The sequence below is a fragment of the Vitreimonas sp. genome, assembly GCF_035627415.1.
GTDB lineage: Bacteria > Pseudomonadota > Alphaproteobacteria > Caulobacterales > Aquidulcibacteraceae > Vitreimonas.
On record NZ_DASPLU010000026.1, the window covers coordinates 47959 to 65533 of the forward strand.

22 protein-coding genes are annotated in these 17575 nt (G+C 65.7%); 10 read left to right on the forward strand and 12 right to left on the reverse strand.

Annotated features, from left to right (window positions below; genetic code table 11):
- Nucleotides 1-11: 11 nt before the first annotated feature.
- Both VEA80_RS14095 and VEA80_RS14100 read right to left on the reverse strand, forming a co-directional pair.
- Entirely contained in the window at nucleotides 12-197 is a 186-nt protein-coding gene (locus tag VEA80_RS14095; protein ID WP_325061394.1) for a hypothetical protein, read from the reverse strand.
- Nucleotides 198-431: 234 nt separating this feature from the next.
- Complete coding sequence (locus VEA80_RS14100; protein ID WP_325061395.1) at nucleotides 432-782, reverse strand: MmcQ/YjbR family DNA-binding protein; 351 nt, start codon at nucleotides 780-782, stop codon at nucleotides 432-434.
- 79 nt (nucleotides 783-861) lie between these two features.
- Here VEA80_RS14100 and VEA80_RS14105 point away from each other — a divergent pair, with 79 nt between their 5' ends.
- Nucleotides 862-1245 carry a VOC family protein gene (locus VEA80_RS14105; protein ID WP_325061396.1) on the forward strand — a complete coding sequence of 128 codons (384 nt, stop codon included), beginning with the start codon at nucleotides 862-864 and terminating at the stop codon, nucleotides 1243-1245.
- 6 nt (nucleotides 1246-1251) lie between these two features.
- Here VEA80_RS14105 and VEA80_RS14110 read toward each other — a convergent pair whose 3' ends face one another.
- Nucleotides 1252-1539 (reverse strand): hypothetical protein, encoded by a 288-nt coding sequence (locus VEA80_RS14110; protein ID WP_325061397.1) that lies wholly within the window; start codon nucleotides 1537-1539, stop codon nucleotides 1252-1254.
- Nucleotides 1536-1973, reverse strand: a complete 438-nt coding sequence (locus VEA80_RS14115; protein WP_325061398.1) for a GFA family protein — start codon at nucleotides 1971-1973, stop codon at nucleotides 1536-1538. The genes VEA80_RS14110 and VEA80_RS14115 overlap by 4 nt, the downstream gene beginning before the upstream one ends.
- A gap of 108 nt (nucleotides 1974-2081) precedes the next feature.
- Here VEA80_RS14115 and VEA80_RS14120 point away from each other — a divergent pair, with 108 nt between their 5' ends.
- Nucleotides 2082-2669 carry a TetR/AcrR family transcriptional regulator gene (locus tag VEA80_RS14120; protein WP_325061399.1) on the forward strand — a complete coding sequence of 196 codons (588 nt, stop codon included), beginning with the start codon at nucleotides 2082-2084 and terminating at the stop codon, nucleotides 2667-2669.
- Nucleotides 2670-2707: 38 nt separating this feature from the next.
- Here the strand turns inward: VEA80_RS14120 and VEA80_RS14125 are convergent, their stop codons facing one another.
- The 3 genes from VEA80_RS14125 to VEA80_RS14135 all read right to left on the reverse strand — a co-directional run bounded on the left by VEA80_RS14125 (nucleotide 2708) and on the right by VEA80_RS14135 (nucleotide 5174).
- Nucleotides 2708-3574, reverse strand: a complete 867-nt coding sequence (locus VEA80_RS14125) for an alpha/beta hydrolase (RefSeq protein WP_325061400.1) — start codon at nucleotides 3572-3574, stop codon at nucleotides 2708-2710.
- 100 nt (nucleotides 3575-3674) lie between these two features.
- The gene (locus VEA80_RS14130; protein ID WP_325061401.1) at nucleotides 3675-4118 is read right to left on the reverse strand and encodes a hypothetical protein; all 444 of its coding nucleotides are present in this window, start codon (nucleotides 4116-4118) and stop codon (nucleotides 3675-3677) included.
- A 24-nt stretch (nucleotides 4119-4142) separates the two neighbouring features.
- Nucleotides 4143-5174: a hypothetical protein gene (locus tag VEA80_RS14135; protein WP_325061402.1), complete on the reverse strand. Its 1032-nt coding sequence runs from the start codon at nucleotides 5172-5174 to the stop codon at nucleotides 4143-4145.
- A gap of 158 nt (nucleotides 5175-5332) precedes the next feature.
- Between VEA80_RS14135 and VEA80_RS14140 the strand changes: the two genes are divergently transcribed.
- Complete coding sequence (locus VEA80_RS14140; RefSeq protein ID WP_325061403.1) at nucleotides 5333-6025, forward strand: phytochelatin synthase family protein; 693 nt, start codon at nucleotides 5333-5335, stop codon at nucleotides 6023-6025.
- A gap of 43 nt (nucleotides 6026-6068) precedes the next feature.
- Here VEA80_RS14140 and VEA80_RS14145 read toward each other — a convergent pair whose 3' ends face one another.
- Nucleotides 6069-6554 (reverse strand): cupin domain-containing protein, encoded by a 486-nt coding sequence (locus VEA80_RS14145; RefSeq protein ID WP_325061404.1) that lies wholly within the window; start codon nucleotides 6552-6554, stop codon nucleotides 6069-6071.
- Between the two features lie 11 nt (nucleotides 6555-6565).
- Complete coding sequence (locus VEA80_RS14150) at nucleotides 6566-6790, reverse strand: tautomerase family protein (protein ID WP_325061405.1); 225 nt, start codon at nucleotides 6788-6790, stop codon at nucleotides 6566-6568.
- 112 nt (nucleotides 6791-6902) lie between these two features.
- Here VEA80_RS14150 and VEA80_RS14155 point away from each other — a divergent pair, with 112 nt between their 5' ends.
- Nucleotides 6903-8453, forward strand: a complete 1551-nt coding sequence (locus VEA80_RS14155) for a winged helix-turn-helix domain-containing tetratricopeptide repeat protein (RefSeq protein WP_325061406.1) — start codon at nucleotides 6903-6905, stop codon at nucleotides 8451-8453.
- Nucleotides 8454-8456: 3 nt separating this feature from the next.
- Here VEA80_RS14155 and ald read toward each other — a convergent pair whose 3' ends face one another.
- A complete protein-coding gene (gene ald / locus VEA80_RS14160) occupies nucleotides 8457-9569 on the reverse strand; it encodes an alanine dehydrogenase (protein ID WP_325061407.1) in 1113 nt (370 codons plus the stop codon).
- A 108-nt stretch (nucleotides 9570-9677) separates the two neighbouring features.
- On the opposite strand from ald, the gene VEA80_RS14165 reads away from it, so the two are divergent.
- Complete coding sequence (locus VEA80_RS14165; protein WP_325061408.1) at nucleotides 9678-10157, forward strand: Lrp/AsnC family transcriptional regulator; 480 nt, start codon at nucleotides 9678-9680, stop codon at nucleotides 10155-10157.
- Between the two features lie 6 nt (nucleotides 10158-10163).
- Here the strand turns inward: VEA80_RS14165 and VEA80_RS14170 are convergent, their stop codons facing one another.
- Nucleotides 10164-10556: a hypothetical protein gene (locus VEA80_RS14170; RefSeq protein WP_325061409.1), complete on the reverse strand. Its 393-nt coding sequence runs from the start codon at nucleotides 10554-10556 to the stop codon at nucleotides 10164-10166.
- Between the two features lie 145 nt (nucleotides 10557-10701).
- Nucleotides 10702-11073 carry a hypothetical protein gene (locus VEA80_RS14175; protein ID WP_325061410.1) on the reverse strand — a complete coding sequence of 124 codons (372 nt, stop codon included), beginning with the start codon at nucleotides 11071-11073 and terminating at the stop codon, nucleotides 10702-10704.
- A gap of 168 nt (nucleotides 11074-11241) precedes the next feature.
- On the opposite strand from VEA80_RS14175, the gene acs reads away from it, so the two are divergent.
- The 5 genes from acs (at nucleotide 11242) to VEA80_RS14200 (ending at nucleotide 17552) form a co-directional block, all read left to right on the forward strand.
- Nucleotides 11242-13185 carry an acetate--CoA ligase gene (gene acs, locus VEA80_RS14180; RefSeq protein WP_325061411.1) on the forward strand — a complete coding sequence of 648 codons (1944 nt, stop codon included), beginning with the start codon at nucleotides 11242-11244 and terminating at the stop codon, nucleotides 13183-13185.
- 263 nt (nucleotides 13186-13448) lie between these two features.
- Nucleotides 13449-13604: a hypothetical protein gene (locus tag VEA80_RS14185; protein WP_325061412.1), complete on the forward strand. Its 156-nt coding sequence runs from the start codon at nucleotides 13449-13451 to the stop codon at nucleotides 13602-13604.
- Between the two features lie 1061 nt (nucleotides 13605-14665).
- Entirely contained in the window at nucleotides 14666-15229 is a 564-nt protein-coding gene (locus tag VEA80_RS14190; protein WP_325061413.1) for a LemA family protein, read from the forward strand.
- The gene (locus VEA80_RS14195) at nucleotides 15226-16929 is read left to right on the forward strand and encodes a DUF2207 domain-containing protein (protein WP_325061414.1); all 1704 of its coding nucleotides are present in this window, start codon (nucleotides 15226-15228) and stop codon (nucleotides 16927-16929) included. Before VEA80_RS14190 ends, VEA80_RS14195 begins: the two co-directional genes overlap by 4 nt.
- 107 nt (nucleotides 16930-17036) lie before the next feature.
- Entirely contained in the window at nucleotides 17037-17552 is a 516-nt protein-coding gene (locus tag VEA80_RS14200; RefSeq protein ID WP_325061415.1) for a hypothetical protein, read from the forward strand.
- The last annotated feature ends 23 nt before the right edge of the window (nucleotides 17553-17575 follow it).

The window sequence follows — 17575 nt, forward strand, 5'->3', positions numbered from 1 at the left end:
GGGTTCTGCCGTCAGATCGGCGCGAGTTCCGGGCCGAAGGCGACGCCGTTATCGTCCTCGTCGCACGCCAGTTCGAAGGATGAGCAGCAGCGGGCGCAGAAAGCGACGTCGCCGACAATAGTGCGGAACGTGGACCGGCGCCGCTGCAGCGGCGTATCGCACGTGGGACAAGGCTCGCCGACTTTCTTCTCGAGCATTGGCGTTCTCCGCGTCCTTTCAAAATTGCGCGTTAATGCTGAACAAATCCTTGCTACGCATTTCCAACACTGGAGATGCAAGCAAGGTCCGCGCCGGACGCGATGGCCACGAAGATGTGATTACCGCCCCGCAACGGCCCGCGAATTTGGTCCGCAACGAGGCCAGGATGCGTCAGCCGGCCCGAGTCGCGCTAGCGCACGGGCGCCACACTGGCAGCTGGCGCGCAGTGACGCTCAACTGCTCTTTTTTCGCGCGCGCTTCGCTTTCACCTTAGGCGCGGCCAGCGCATGCGCCGCCTTCAGCGCCGAAAGAACCGTCGCTTCGTCGGCCGCTTTCAGATCGCAGCGGCTCATGCCCATGCGGCCCCAGCCGCCGGGCAGCGGCGCGATCACGCCGGGCGCCTGCTCGCAGAAGAATTCTTGCGTCGGCGGATCGAACATCAGGTTCACCGCCTCTTCATCCGGCGGCAGCGTCGCGAAGATCTTGCGTGTCGTGCGGAACGCCGGGCGGTCCACGTGCGTGACCTCGCTCGCCCCTTCGAGCGCCAACGCCAGCTTTCGAACCTTCGCTTTTGAGACGGCCATGCGCCGTTATGGACCGCCGCCGCCTTCGCCGGCAAACGCCGGCGCTGGCGGGCTCGGCGCCTCCGGTCCATATTGAACCATGGCCGTCGAACTGAACCACACCATCGTTCACGCCCGCGACGCCGGGGCCGCCGCGCGCTTCCTCGCCGACATACTCGGCCTTTCCGCGCCGCGCCGCTTCGGCCCGTTCACCGTTGTCGACACCGCCAACGGCGTCAGCCTCGATTTCCTGACAACCGACGAGGATTTCATCGTCGAACACTACGCCTTCCTCGTCAGCGAAGCCGAGTTCGACGAGATCTTAGCCCGCGTGCAGCAGCGCAGCCTCGATTATTGGGCCGACCCGCGCCTCTCGCGCAAAGGCGAGATCAACCGCAACGACGGCGGCCGCGGCTGCTACTTCAAAGATCCGAACGGGCACGTGCTGGAAATCATCACCCGGCCCTACGGCTCAGGCGCGTAATCGCGCTTAGTGCGCCGTGATCTCGTAAATGCGGATGCCGGCTATGAACGGATTACCTTCCGCCAGCCGCTGCGCCTCTTCGATGCTCTCCGCGCGCAGGATCGAATAGCCGGTGATTGAAGCGGCGCCGAACGGCAGCTCTTTGGCGCCCTCGTTCGAAAGCTCGCGCCCGCCGCGGAAGCCGCCGTGCTCGACCGTGTGCGCGCGCACGGCCTCGAACCAGCGGGTCCACGCCGCCATCGTCTCGGGCGTCGGCTTCTCGAAGCCGTAGTGCAGCAGCATGTAGCGTTTCACCCGACATCCCCTCGCGCGCCCATGCCCGGCGGCATCATGTCGAACGCAGGCAGCCCTTCCCGCGGCCGGTCCCAACTCGGCGCCCGCGCCGCATAGACGTGCATTTGCGGCTTGAACACTTCGAGATCGTCGAGGCTCGAAGCGCGCAGAAACATCATTCCCGGCATGCCCGCATTGCGCGAGAACACCGGCGCGCCGCAGGTCGGGCAGAAGTGGCGTGTGACGACATTGCCGCTCGCGGCCGGTCGCGGATACGCTGTCGTAGCCCCGCTCATGGCGACGCTCTCTTCCGGCACAGCCAGATGCGAACTGCGGCTGCTGCCGCTCGAGCGGCGGCAATCCTCGCAATGGCAATGCCCCGCAATCATCGGCTCGGCCGAGCACGCGTAACGCACCGCCCCACATAGACAGCCGCCGGTGAATGCTGCGTTCAAGGCTCGCCTCCATCTCGCATTTCGGACCCCCGCATCGATGCGCCTGGCGCAAAATATGATCAAGGACATATTCTGGCCGCTGCTAAGCCAGCGACGGAGGTCGAACCCTTGCCTTACAGTCCAGAGCACAGAGAGAAGACCCGCGCCCGCATCGTCGAATGCGCGCGCGTCCTGTTCAACAGGCACGGCTACGAAAACGTCACCATCAATATGGTGATGGAAGCGGCCGAGCTGACGCGCGGCGGCTTCTACAATCATTTCAAGAGCAAGGAGGAGCTGTTCGCCGCCGCGGTGTCGAATTTCCTGATGGGCCGCGGCGCCGCGTGGCGCGCCGACGCAGGAATCGACCCGTCCAAGCCCACGCGCGAAGCGGCCGCACAAATGCTGTGCAGCTATCTTTCCGACAAGCATTTGGGCGACCTCGACGGCCAATGCCCGATGATCGCGCTTCCGTCCGATGTCGGCCGCAGCGGCCCCGAGGTGCAAGCCGCCTACCAGCTGCTGCTCGAAGCCATGGTCGGCCTGTTCGAAAGCTCGCTTACCGGCCCCAAGCGCAAGCGGCGCGAAACCGCGCTCGCGCTCGCGGCGCTCTCCGTCGGCGGCATGGTCCTCGCCCGCACGCTGCCGGACTCGACACTGGCTTCAGCCGTCCGCACCGCCGCACACAAGCAGGCCGTCAGGATGTTGGAGAGCTGAGCGACGCGTTGTTTCGCGATCCGCTCGATCGCTTCACTTCAGTTGCGCATCTCCAATCCGCTCAAGAAGCGTCGCATGTGATCGACAATCTCGCACAGGTTGGTTTCCAAGGCCCAGTGCCCGGCGTCCAGCAAGTGCAGCTCGGCATTGGGCAGATCGCGCAGATAGGCTCGCGCCGCCGGCGCCGGCATGTACCCATCTTGCGGACCCCACACGATCAAGGTCGGCGGCTGATGTGTGCGCAGATAAGCCTGATAACGCGGAAACCAGGCGAGGTTCTCCTTGAGCCCGGTGATCAGTGCGAGCGCGATCTCGCGCCGTCGCCCGCTCATTAAGCCCCAGTGCAGCTTCCAGAGATCGGGCGGAATGCGCTCTGCGAGTTCGGGCCTCACCTCGTTTAGGAACTCTTCCTTGAAACCCTCTTCGCTGATCGCCTTGGCGAGCTTGGCCTTGTTGGCGTCGCTCGGATCGCGCCAATACTGCTTGATCCCTTGATACTTGGCCCCGAGCGCATCTTCGTAGATGTCGCCATTCTGAATCACGAGCGCTATGATGCGCCCAGGTGCCTTGATGGCTAGCCGCAGCCCGATCTGCGAGCCGAAATCGTGTAGATAGAGCGCGTAGCGATCCGCGCCGAGCTTGCGCACGAAGCGGTCGAGGAATTCGGCATAGCCGTCGAAGCTGTAGTCGAAATCGTCCGGGGTGGCGCTGTAGCCGGCGCCTGGGAAATCCGGAGCGACGAGCCGCCAGCGATCGGCCAACAAGCCGATGAGATTGCGGAACTGGTAGGAGGAACAAGGATAGCCGTGCGGCAGCAGGATCATCGGCGCATCCGGCGACCCGCCTTCGCGGTAGAAGACATCAACCCCGTCGATGTCGATGCGGCGATGGTGGACAAACGGCATCGGCGCTCTCGCTGTTCGATCGCCGTCAACGCCGGATGCGCACGCAAGGTCCGCCGCACTCACGACCTAGCGCATGGCCGATCAGAAGCGAAGGTGCGCGTCAGGATGTCGGCTGGTTGAAGGGGCTCCCGCCGGTTTCGCCGCGTGCGGCGCGCAACTGCTCCAGCCGGAGTCGCTGCGCTTTGGTCCAGATTTCCGTGGCCGCGAACCGCCGCTGGAGCGGCGTGGTCTCGGCCCAAATCAGCTTGGCTTCGATCGCCGCCGCCCGCAGCCGCGGCCAATCCTCCACCCGCTCCAACGCCCACAGCCGCCAACGCGGAATGGCGAGCGACCACCACAGCCAAGCCGACACGTAGGGCGTGACCAGAGCCGCAACGTAGGGCGCCGCCGTCGCTGGCGACGCGGGGCTGAGCGCGGGAGCGAAAACGCCGACCAGCCAGATCGCGCCGATCCAGCCGCCGAACATGATCACGTAGACCGGCGTGTTGACCCACCGCAGCCCGGTCTTCACAGCCGCTTCGACAGTGATCGCATCAGCGCTCATCGGGTCGCCCCCCTCGCGAACGCATCAAGTCCGCGGCCTGAACGCAATCGGAAACCTGACCTGGTCTCCTGGCAGCAAGCCGAAGGATTCGGCGTCGAGCGGCGCGCCGGCGAAGACCGCGAGCGCCGAGTCCGCGAAGCCCCAATCCGCCGGCGTTTCCTCTTCCACGACACACGCCGCCGGCGGCTCTTCGCGAAGCGTGCACAGCATGACGATCTGACCGGCGATACCCGCCTCGCGCGCCGCAGCCGGATAGATCATATCGACGATGAAATCGGGCGGCGGCGGCAGGTGCATGGCGCCCGAGCCGGAATACCATGTGCTCAGCGGCTGCTGCGTCGGATACCCGCCGAAATTGATTGGCAGCAGGAAAGGTTCGTCCTTATGCCGGCGCACGAACGCGGCATCGAATTCCGACACCCTGAACTGGCGTGAGAGCGTCATTGCGGCAGCGGCGAAGCCTTCGCCCTCCGGTGTCTCGATCAAGCGCTCGCAGTCCAAACTGCGGTCGGTTTCGACGCGGCACGACAGCACCGCCCGCCCGAGCAACGGCGAGCCCTCTATGGCTGCCGGATAAACTGCGCGCAGCGCCGCCGCCGTCGGCGCCGCGTCCCAAAGCGGTAGATCTAGCCTCGGCACATCGCCGAGAAACTCGCGCACGTCCGGCGGCATGTCGGACGGAAGCTCCTCATCTCCCCCCACCAAAAATCGCAGTGGCACGCGCATACGGCCTCCCGGCACGGGGCGGCCGTCGACACGCGCAGGGCTGATCCGAAACGTGTGGGCCAACGCCGTCGCGGCGTCGCCGAAACCCCAGCCCGATGGCTGCTCGGTCCCGACCTCGCATGCCGCCGTCGTGTCCAGATTGACCGTGCAGAGAAGCTGAACGCGGCCGACCACACCTTGGTGCAGAGCGATCTCCGGATAAAAGCGTTCGAATGCTGCGCCGTCGGGACGTTCCAGCCATTGCGGCGGCTCCATGCGGGGCGTCTGCCCCGAGCCCACGCTCGAGGCGCACAGCGCCAAAAGAAACGCGACAAATCCCCTGACCAGCATTCGCTCCCCCACCAGTCAGAAAAACCAAAGGCGCGAGCCCGACACAATGAGCCATGACGCCAGTTCTACTGCAACCCAAACCAGTCGCGCTTTTAAGCAGACAGCTCAGCCGGCCTGGGCGAACATGACCGCCGCGGGAAAGCGCCGGAGGGACGCGAATGACCCTGCTGAGAAACCTCCTCCTCGGTCTCGTCGCGCTGGTGACGCTGGGCGGCGCCGGCGTGGCTTTCATGCTCCACCAAGCCGATCACGATCCGCGCTATGCGCACGTGGTCTCCATCGCCGACGCGCCGACCTACCAGGACCCCGCACTGCTTGCGCGCGCTTGGGCGCTGCCGGTCGCCGCCGCATATCGCGACGATGGCTTCGAATACCAGGCCAATCCCAGTTTCTGCGGCCCGACCTCGGCGGCCAACGTCGCCCAATCGCTCGGCGCCGACGTCACCCAGACCACCGTGCTGCACGGCACGAGCATCAGACCGTTTCTCGGCTTCGTTCCCGGCGTCACGCTCGATCAAGAAGCGGAAATCCTGCGCATCGCCACCGGGCGGCGCGTCGAAATTCTGCGCGACCTGGATCTGGTGGCGTTCCGCGCGCACTTGGCGCAAGCGAATGACCCTTCCGTGCGCTACGTCGTCAATTTCAACCGCGCCGCCCTCTGGGGCGAGGGCCACGGCCACATCTCGCCGATCCTCGGCTACTTGCCGGAAGAGGATCTCGTCTTCGTCGGCGACGTGAACGCGCGCTTTCAACCGTTCCTGGTCCCGAGCGAACGCCTGCTCGAAGCGATGAACACGACCGACACCAGCACCGGCCGCAGCCGCGGCCTGCTCCGTATCGGCCCGGACTAAATCGGCGCTCGGGCCGGACGGTCGAGCGCCCGAGCCGCAGATTTCATTCCAGTTCACCTTCGAACGGCGTCGCGTCGACCGGTCCTTCGAACGCGATGAACAGCACGCAAGGTTCGGCGCTGACGCACGTCGCTTCGTGCGGCAGGCCGGCCGGCCCATACGCGTATTCGCCGGCTGTCAGCATCGTCGCTTCGGCGCCCTGGTAGTGCACGGCTAGTTCGCCCGCCGCCAGCATCATCTGTTCCGCCGATGTGTGCGTATGCGCCGGCAAGCGATAGCCGCCGCCGGGCGCACGCAGAAACACGTCAGCGTTGGGCTGCGCCGGATCGCCGTGCAGCACGGCGATCTCGCACCCCGCTGGGAAAATCGCCGGACACGGCGCCCATTGCAGAGCCGCGTCTTGAGCGAGCCGGGTGAGCGGCGCCTCGACGCCGGCCGCCGCCGCGGGACCGGCAGCGCGATCCGCACAGCCCAACAACCCCGCCATCAGCAAAGCCGCCGCGACCCCGCTCGCGCTGCCTTTGATCATCGCCGCCTCCTCTACGCTGCTTTACTGGACGCCAGCGCCTTCACATCCCCCGCGGTCAGCGTCTTGCCGCCGATGCCCCAGTCGCCCTGCTGGATTTCCTGGACGCGCACCCAGGTGACGCCGCGCAGCGCTTCGCCTTCGATGGCGACCATTGCGTCGGTGACCTTCTGGATCATGTCCTGCTTCTGGGTGGGCGTGAAAACGTCCTTGATCACTTCGATCGTTACGAGCGGCATTTCGTTCTCCTTGTTGAAAGCCTCCCTCTCCTTAGTCCCGCCCCGCCGCCCAAGCTTGCAGACCGTCTGGAGCTTATCTGGAGAAATGGCCGCAACCGGCTAAGATCGGCCGGTGACTTATGTTTTCGACGGCTTCGAACTCGACACCGCCCGTGTCGAGTTGCGCGCGAACGGCGCGGCCACGCCGGTCGAGCCACAGGTCTTCGCGCTATTGACGCTGCTGATCGAAAACCGCGATCGCATGGTGCCGAAGGACGAAATCGTAGCCCGCGTCTGGGGCGGGCGCTTCATCTCCGACGCGGCCATCGCCAGCCGCATCAAATCCGCCCGCCAAGCTCTGGGCGATGACGGCCGCGGCCAGCGTCTCATCCGCACCATCCGCGGCCAAGGCTTCCGCTTCGTCGGCGACGTCGCGATGCGCGCGACAATCGAGATCGCGCCGGCGCCGCAGCCGCCAGCCGAAGCGCCCGCGGAGGATGTTCGCCCGCGTATCGCCGTATTGCCTTTCCGCCTCTTGGGTGACGCCGGCCCGCACTACGTCATCGCCGAAGCCTTGCCGCAGGATCTGATCACCGCGCTCTCGCGCCTGCATTGGCTCTTCGTCATCGCCCGCGCCTCGTCCTTCCGCTTCCGCGACCCAGCGCAAGACCTGGAGCAAGTCCGCGCGCAGCTGCGCGTCCGCTATTGCCTGACCGGCCTCGTCGAAGTGCTCGGCGCCGCGATGACCGTCACGGTCGAACTCAGCGACGCAGGCGACGCCGGCATCATCTGGAGCGAACGCTTCCAATGCCCGCTCGCCGGCGCGCACGATGTGCGCGAAGAGATCGTCCAACGCGTGATCGGCGCACTCGAATATCAGATCCCACTCACCGAAGCCCGCCGCGCGCAGCTCAAACCGCCCGACAGCCTCGACGCTTGGTCGGCCTACCATCTCGGCCTTCAACACATGTTCCGCTTCACCAAGGACGACAACGACGCCGCCACGCGCTATTTCGCCCAAGCGGCGGCGCGCGATCCCGACTTCGCCCGAGCCTATGCCGGCCTTTCCTTCACCCACTTCCAGAACGCATTCTTGCGCTACACGCGAAATACCGACGAATCCACGCGCCTCGCGCGGCGCTACGCCGAGCAATGTCTCGAGCGCGATCCCGCCGATCCGTTCGGCAATCTCACCATGGGCCGCGCGCATTGGCTGAGCGGCGATCTAGACGCCAGCCTGCCCTGGCTCGAACGCGCCAATACGCTTAATCCGAACTACGCGCAGGCGCGCTATTCCCGCGCCTGGACACTCGCTTTGCTCGGCGACGCTTGCGAAGGTCGAAACAATGCCGACGCAGCTTTAGCGCTGAGCCCGCTCGACCCGCTGCGTTATGGCATGCTCGGCGTGCGCGCCTTCACCCACCTCGTCCGCGACGAACACGCCGGAGCCGCGCACTGGGCCGAACAGGCCGCACTCTCGCCCGGCGCGCACGCACTCATCGGAATGATCGCGATCGTCGCGCACGACCGCAACGGCGACGTCGCCCAAGCCGAACGCTGGAAGCAAGCCGTCCGCATCCGCGCCCCCCGCTTCACCCGCGACGACTTCCTGCGCGCCTTCCCCTTCCGCGGCGAAGCGCTGCGCAACACGGTGACTCAAGCGCTGGCGCGCTACGGCTTTTAACTCTCAGCCTAACCAGCTCGGCCGCTTGAACGGCTTGCCCAGATCCTTCGCCACGGCTTCGTGCGTGATTGCGCCTTCGTAGACGTTGAGCCCGTTCGCCAGGTGCGGATCGTCCTGCAGCGCCTTCTTGTAGCCCTTGTTCGCCAGCGCCAGCGTGAACGGCAGCGTCGCATTGTTGAGCGCAAACGCCGACGTCCGCGAAACCGCCCCCGGCATGTTGGCGACGCAATAATGCACGATGCCGTCCACCACGAAGGTCGGCTCGCTGTGCGTCGTCGCCTTCGAGGTTTCAAAGCAGCCGCCCTGATCGATCGAAATGTCGACCAGCACCGAGCCCGGCTTCATCGTTTTCAGCATGTCGCGCGTGATCAGCTTCGGCGCGGCGGCGCCCGCCACCAGCACGGCGCCGACGACGACGTCCGCGTCCTTGATCGCTTCGGCGATCGCGGCGGAGGTCGAATACACCGTTTCCAAACGGCCGTTGAACTCGCGGTCGAGTTCTTCGAGCCGCGCCGGATTCTTGTCGAACACCTGCACGCGCGCGCGCATGCCGACGGCGATCTGTGCCGCGTTATAGCCCGAGACGCCCGCGCCGAGGATCACGACATTGCCCGGCTGCACGCCCGGTACGCCGCCCAAGAGCACGCCGCGCCCGCCATGCGCCTTCTCCAGGAAGTATGCGCCGACCTGGATCGACATCCGGCCCGCGACTTCCGACATCGGCTTCAGCAGCGGCAGACGCCCGTCGCGATCGGTCACCGTCTCGTAGGCGATGCAGGTCGCGCCGGACTTCATCAGGCCCTCGGCCTGCGCCGGATCGGGCGCCAAGTGCAGATACGTGAACAGCACGTGGTGCGGCTTCAGCCGCGCGATCTCGACCGCCTGCGGCTCCTTCACCTTGACGATCATCTCGGCGGTCTCGAACACCGCGTCCGCCGTCGGCAGAATCTTCACGCCGACCTTCTCGTACACCTCGTCCGGCGCGCCGATGCCTTCGCCCGCTTTGGTCTCGAGGAAGACCTCGTGCCCCGCGCGCACCAGCTCCGCCGCGCTCTCCGGCGTCAGGCCGACGCGGTATTCATGGACCTTGATTTCTTTCGGGCAGCCGACGCGCATGGGAATTTCTCCTGATCGCCGGGGAAATATCGCAGCAGACGTGCATTTTCTTCGATATTTTGCTATTCGATGCCGCGTCACCGCCTAATTCACAGCGTCACGAGCTCAATGTCGCAAAATTCTCCCATCCAGCTCGACGAGTTCGACCACAAAATCCTAGTCGAACTGGAGCGCGACGGCGCGCTTACCGCCGCCGCCTTGGCCGAGCGCGTCGGCCTATCCCCCTCGGCCTGCCACCGCCGCGTCAAGGCGATGGAGGCGGCCGGCGTTATCGAGGGCTACGCCGCCATCCTCTCGGAGAAGGCGCTCGGCCGCAGCGCCACCATTTTCGTCGCCGTCACGCTCGATAACCAGAAGAGCGAGACCATGGCCGCGTTCGAGCGCGCCGTCGCGCGCTGCCGCGAAGTGCAGGACTGTCACCTGATGACCGGCGAGAGCGATTATCTGCTGCGCATCGTCATCGCCGACGACGACCGCTACGAGCGGGTACACCAGGAAACATTGTCGAAGCTTCCCGGCGTACGCCGTCTCGTCTCCAACTTCACCATCCGCACAGTCTTCCGCCGCGCCGCGTCAGTGGCGCATTAAGCAGCGCTATTGCGGCGGCGGTGTCGTTGCGGCCGCCGCTTCTTCGGTCTTTTCCTCATCCTCGTCGGCGGCAGGCGCCGGCGTGTCGCCGGACTCGGCAGCCGCCGCCGTCGTCGCCGCGGCAGGCTCGGCCGCCGGCGCGGGCGTAGTTGCTGGCGCGCTTGCCGCCATTGCGGCTGACGCGGCCGCAGCCTCCGGCTCCGGTTGCGGCGTCGTCGCCGGCGCGGCTTCGCCAGCGGGCGGCGCTGCCGGGGTCTGCTCTGCGCTCGCATCCGCAGCGGCGGGCGCAGCAGCCGGTGCCGCGGCGGCGCTCGTCTCATCGGCGGAGTTCGTTCCGGCGCAGGCCGGCAAGGCGATCGCGAGCGCGAGGATCGCGCCAGTAGCGAGCAACTGTCTCATCATTTCCCTCGAGTGTTTCATCAGACCCCGCCACGGGACGGCCAACAGCAGCGCGCGTGCGGTGTTCCGGTCTGCGGGATGATAATTTTGCAATCTCGCGCGAACCGCCGACGCGCACGTCGCGTCGGCGGCTGGCGTGTCTGCTTCAGTCCGGACGCACGCAGACGTTATGGCCGTCCGGGTGCGCGGTCGACGTGCCGACGCGGCTCGTGTCCGACAGGCATGCGCAGGGCTCGCCCGCATCCTTGCGCGTGCGGCAGCCTTGCGGCGCAGCTTCGCTCGACGCAGCCGCGGCCGGCGGCGGCGTCGAGGCAGGCGCAGTCGCGGACGCCGCTGGCTGCGGAGTCGTCGCAGGAGCCGTCGTCGGGGCTGGCGTTGGTGTCGGTGTCGGCGCCGGCGTGGTCGCCGCCGGCTGTTGTGTCGTGGGCGGCGTCGACGGTTGCGGCGTGGTTTGGGCCAAGGTCACCGGCGCGGCGATGAGAAAGGCCGCAGCGGCCAGCGCTAGCGTTCGATGCATATGTGAACTCTCCACAGGGGAACCCGCCCCTCGCCCGACGCGCGCAACGCGCATCGCGCGGCGGCGGTTTCGCCGCATGAGCCTACAAATCAGCAAGCTTTCGCGCCGCCTGCGCTTCCCCGATTGCCGCTGCTTGTGCTTTGCTCGCCGCCGAGCGGAGGAGTTCCCATGTCTGATCCAGTCGTCATCCCGGTTCCGAAGGAATGGGCCGAGCGCGCTTATGTCGACGATGTGGGCTATCGCGCCATGCACGCCTCCGCCTTGGCCGATCCCGAAGCCTTCTGGGGCGTGCACGGCCAGCGGCTCGATTGGATCAAGCCCTACACGAAAGTCAAAGACACGAGCTTCAACGAGGCCGACTTCCACATCCGCTGGTACGAAGACGGCGTTCTCAACGCCTCGGTCAATTGCATCGACCGTCATCTCGAACAGCGCGGCGACCAGGTCGCCATCATCTGGGAAGGCGACGATCCGCACATTTCCCGCCACATCTCCTATCGCGAACTACACGACGAAGTCTGCCGCTTCGCCAACGTGCTGAAATCGCGCGGCGTCAGCAAGGGCGACCGCGTCACCATCTATATGCCGATGATCCCGGAAGCGGCGTACGCGATGCTCGCCTGCGCCCGCATCGGCGCCATCCATTCCGTCGTGTTCGGCGGCTTCTCGCCGGAAAGCCTCGCCAACCGGATCAAGGATTGCGAGTCGAAGATCGTCATCACCGCCGATGAAGGCGTGCGCGGCGGCAAGATCATTCCGCTGAAACACAATGTCGACGCCGCGCTCGAACACGCGTCGGGCGTCGACACTGTTCTCGTCGTCACCCGCACCGGCGCCGGCGTGCCGATGCAGGACGGCCGCGACATCGTCTACGAAGACGCCGCCGCCAGTGTCAGCGCCGTGTGCCCGCCCGAGCCGATGAGCGCTGAAGATCCGCTCTTCATCCTCTACACCTCAGGCTCGACCGGCAAACCCAAAGGCGTCCTACACACCACCGGCGGCTATCTCGTCTATTCGGCGATGACGCATCAGTACGTCTTCGACTACAAGGACGGCGAGATCTATTGGTGCACGGCCGATGTCGGCTGGGTCACCGGCCACACCTACATCGTCTACGGCCCGCTCGCGAACGGCGCGACCACTTTGATGTTCGAAGGCGTGCCGAACTATCCGACCAATTCGCGCTTCTGGGACGTCATCGACAAGCACAAGGTCAACACCTTCTACACCGCCCCCACCGCCATCCGCGCCTTGATGCGCGACGGCGAAGCGCCGGTGAAGAAAACCTCGCGGGCAAGCTTGCGCCTCATCGGCACCGTCGGCGAGCCGATCAATCCGGAAGCCTGGCTCTGGTATTATCGCACGGTCGGCGACGAGCGCTGCCCCGTCGTCGACACCTGGTGGCAGACCGAAACCGGCGGCGCCCTCATCACCAATCTTCCCGGCGCCACGGCGATGAAGCCCGGCAGCGCCACGCGGCCGTTCTTCGGCATCAAGCCCGCTCTGGTGGACGAGAACGGCAAAGTCATCGAAGGCGCCGGCAGCGGCAATCTCGTGCTCCTGGATTCCTGGCCCGGCCAGATGCGCACCGTCTACGGCGATCACCAGCGCTTCTTCGAGACCTATTTCCGCACCTATCCCGGCATGTATTTCACCGGCGACGGCTGCCGCCGCGACGAAGACGGCTATTACTGGATCACCGGCCGCGTCGATGACGTGCTGAACGTCAGCGGCCATCGCATCGGCACTGCGGAGATCGAAAGCGCGTTGGTGGAGGACACCAAAGTCGCCGAGGCCGCCGTGGTCGGATATCCGCACGACATCAAAGGCCAGGGCATCTATTGCTTCGTCACGCTGAAGCAAGGCGTCGAGCCGAGCGATGCGCTGAAGGACGAACTCAAACAATACGTCCGCCGCGAAATCGGCCCCACCGCGACGCCCGACCTCATCCAATTCGCCCCCGGCTTGCCGAAGACGCGCTCCGGCAAAATCATGCGCCGCATCCTCCGCAAGATCGCCGAAAACGACCTCGGCAATCTCGGCGACACCAGCACGCTCGCAGACCCGAGTGTTGTGGATGATCTGGTGGCGAATAGAGCGGGGGGCGCGTAGTGCTGTTTACTCGCGAGCGGATCGCTTCCCGCGACCAAGCGCCGTCTTACACGTAAAGCCGCCTTCTGCGGCCGCGCCAAGCGAGCGGTGGCGGGGCCAGTCCTGATATGGGCCAACTTCTCTCAACTCGCTTCCTGAGCGGGCTGCTGATCCAGATGGCGTTCGCCGCGCAATGCGCGTACCTCCAGCTCAGCGGCCCGCTACGGATCCAGGCGCGGGCGCATGAGAGACGCTTCGTGCTCCCGCCTTCGAGGAGCGATCCGATGCAGCGTTATCAGCGCGAAGAACACATTGCGCCCGGTTCGACGGACCCGCGTCTGCGGCGGCTGAGACTTCGTCGCGGCCCAGACGCCAACCTTCTGATCTTCATCTTGACCGCGGCCGTCGCGGCAATCCTCTGGGTCTTTCTTCAGCTCTGAACGGACTGCGCCGCTCCGGCGGCGGCGCGCCCCGATTTCGCATTTGCTGCTGCGCGCAGGTGCAGACAATCGAACGGCGTCGTCGCATCGCGGCGCGCATGTTTGCACTTCCGCATCCAAGCCTCGGGGTGAACTTTCCAACGATGACGCGGTGACGAAGCTTCGGACAAGAGCGCCAGCCCGCATTGCCGGCAGCGCCTGGTTCTGCCGGCCGCCGAAATCCATTTACGAAACCAAACCATAAGAGCCTGCGTGTTGGGCAAAGCGGTCGATGAACCCGCGCCTTATCTCCCGTATAGGGCCAACGCTCAGCGGTCCCAACTGTTCATCGAACCTTTGCTGCTGAAGCGCGGACGCGTGAAACTCACCGTTACCCGCCCTCAAGCTCTTGTGCGGCGCATCAAGCACACCATGTCTGGTTACACCACAGCAAGCGCAGACCTGAGGCAAAGGCCGTTGGCGCCTGTACCACGGAGCTGCGCGAATGAACTATTCTATCCGATACACGGACGCTGGCGGCGTTACGATACGCTCGGAATTTCTTCCGTTCGACAGTGACGACGATGCGTCGACGTACGCCGGACTAGAACTTCCCAGAACGCCCCTTATTGAAGTGTGGAAGGGCGACGATCTCGTCACGCGCATGCATCCTCGCGGCGACTAGATGCGAATTAGCGTGCGCGGTCTCGTCCTTGCGTGTAGCCTCAATTCATCGTCGGCTTCTATAGCGGGGCGTTCCGGCGGCTGAGAGCATCCTCTCGCTTCGGAGACGCAAAATGCAAAGCACGACCATACCTTCTCCGGCCGCGATGTTGGCCACGACAGCCGTGCTTTGGTTCGCCATGTGGGGCATGTACGGACTCATGGTGGCCCCGTGATTCGGGCGCTATCCTCTCGCACGCGTTGGTGGCTCGATACGTTGGTTTGGGTCGCCTTCGGAGTGATCGGTTGGTTGGCGGTTGGCGGCGGCTGAGCTGACCGCTAATTTGAGTTGCGGGCGAGCTTATGCTTGCCCGTTTCATTCCGTTGTATAAGTCAAATCCGCTCTTCCGGAGGCGCATTTGACCGCCATCATCTTCCTCGCCGTCGCCGCGATCGTGCTGATCGCCGCGATCGTTCTCTACAACGGCCTCATCGCCAAGCGGCAGATGGCGCAGAACGGCTGGTCCGACATCGACGTGCAGCTGAAGCGCCGCGCCGACCTGATCCCGCAGCTCGTCACCACGGTGAAAGCCTACGCCGCGCACGAGAAGCAATTGTTCGAGGACGTCGCCGCCCGCCGCGCCGCCGCGCTCGCCGCCGGCGACGACGTGACAACGCGCAGCGCCGCCGAGAGCGAGCTCTCGCGTCCGGTCGCGCGCCTGATCGCCGTCGCCGAAGCCTATCCAGAGCTCAAGGCCAGCCAGAACTTCCTCGACCTGCAGAACGAACTCTCCGCCACCGAGGACAAGATCGAAATGGCGCGCCGCTTCTATAACGGCGCCGTGCGCGAGCTGAACACGGCGGTCGAAACCGTGCCGGGCAACATCGTCGCCGCGCTCGGCGGCGTCAAAGCGCGCCAGTATTTCGAGATCGAATCCGCCAACCGCGCCGCCCCGGCGCTGCATCTCGGCGGCGGCGCATGACGTTCCGCGCCGCTCTCCTCGCGCTGCTCGCGCTCCTGTTCGCTGCGCCCGCGCTCGCGCGCGAACAGATCAACATGTTCGATGTCCGCATCGAGGTGCAGACCGACGGCGACATCGTCGTCACCGAAACGATCAACGTCATCGCCGAAGGCGCCCAGATCCAGCGCGGCATCTTTCGCGATCTGCCGCGCACCTACGAACTCGACGGCGCCGTCCTGCCCTACGATTACGATGTGCTGGAGGTGCAGCGCGACGGGAGCGACGAGCCCTACGAGACCAGCACCGACGACAACGCCTTCCGAATCCGCATCGGCGACCCCGACGTGTACCTCGAACCCGGCGCGCACACCTTCACGATCCGCTACGAAGTCGCGAACCAGGTCCGCTATTTCGACGGCTATGACGAAATCTACTGGAACGCGACCGGCAATTACTGGGCGTTCCCGATTCTGCGCGCCCGCGCCGTCGTCGCCCTGCCGCCCGGCGCGCGCATCACCGGCGTGCGCGGCTACACCGGCGCCTTGGGCCAAGCCGGCACGGCCTACGAGCATCGCCAAAGCGGCGACCAGCACAGCTTCGTCACCACGCGGACGCTGCAGCCGCAGGAAGGCCTAACCGTCGCCGTCGGTTTCGAGAAGGGCCTCATCGATCCGCCTTCAACAGGCGACCAATTCGCACGCTGGTGGCAGCGCAACGGCGCGCTCATCATTCTCGGTCTCGGCCTTGCCGGCCTCATCGTCTTCCTCACCAACAGCTTCAACAAGGTCGGCCGCGACCCAACCAGAGGCCCGGTCTTTCCGCGCTACGAGCCGCCCGCCGGCTATTCCCCGGCCGCGACGCACCACATCTACTATCGCGCCGTCTCCGGTCATCGCGCGCTGATCGCCACGCTGATGAACCTCGCGGTGAAAGATCGGCTTTCGATCGACGCGTCGGACAAGGAGAACACGACGCTCACGCGCCGCACCGAAGGGGCGAGCGCCGCCAACATCCCGCAGGAGGATCTCGCGCTCGAAAACGCCATCTTCTCCACCGGCCGCACCAAGACGCTCGGCGCCAAATACGATTCCGCCTTCACCGCCGCCTACAACGCCTTCAACGCCGCGCTCGGCCGCAAATACGGCGCCTCCTATTTCCGCTGGAACATCGGCTACACGCTCGCCGCGATCGGCCTCACCGCCATCATTATCGCCGTCGCCGCGACGCAAGTGACGCAGTGGACGCTCTGGCACACGCTCGGCATCATCGCGCTCATCCTGCTCAACGGCGTTTTCCTCTATCTGATGCCGGCGCCGACGCAGAAGGGCCAGCAGGTCCGCACCGAGATCGAAGGCTTCCGTCTCTACATGGAGAAGGCCGAGAAGCTGCAGCTCAACGCCGTCGAGGTCGGCCTCGAACAGCCGCCGCCGATGACGGTCGAACGCTACGAGCGCTTTCTGCCCTTCGCCGTCGCGCTCGGCGTCGAAGCGCCGTGGACGCGCCACTTCGAGCGCCTGATCCCGGACGAAGCCGCGCGTTACGATCCGCACTGGACCACCATGTCCGGCTCACGTTCGCTCGGCGCCCTCACCGGCGCGCTCGTCGCCAACATGAGCTCCGGCGTTTCCAGCGCGTTGCCGCAAAGCTCGAGCTCCTCCGGCTCCGGCGGCGGCGGCTCCTCCGGCGGCGGCGGAGGCGGCGGCGGGGGCGGCGGCTGGTGATGCGGTCAGCGTCTTCGTGCGCTTCGCATCGACGCCGACTTCCGCTTTGCCTCTCCCGCGCGCTCGTGTAATCCATCGGGCGCGTCGCATCAGCCACGGGGGGTCACATGAAGCACGCTGGTCTTTCACTCGCACTCGCCTTTGCGCTCACCGCCTGCGTGCCGCCACAGAGCGGCGCGGAAGCCACCGTGCGCGGCATTTATGACGAGGTACAGCAGCACATCGGTGGCGAGGTCACGCCTACGGACTCGATCCCGATGACGGACGATCTCATCGCGCTGCTCGAACGCGCCGAAGCGGCGGCGGACGCGCGCGGCGAGCCGTTCATCGATGGCGACCTCGCCGCCAATTGCCAGGATTGCCAAAGCCTCACCGGCCTCGAGATCGGCCCGCAAACCGGCCCCGAGCCCGTGCCTGCGCAAAGCGGCCACACGCTGCTCGAAGCGCGCTTCGTCATCAACGGCAACGAAGAGCGCGCCGTGATTTACGATCTCGTGCAGACGAGCGAAGGCTGGCGGGTCGACAACATCCTCGCCGAAGGTTTCGATTTGCGCGCCGAAGCGCAATCCTATCTCGCCGAGGCGAGCGCCGCGACCTCGGCCGCCGCGCCGCCCTCGCCCTGACGCAAGTTCCGCACGGGAACTTG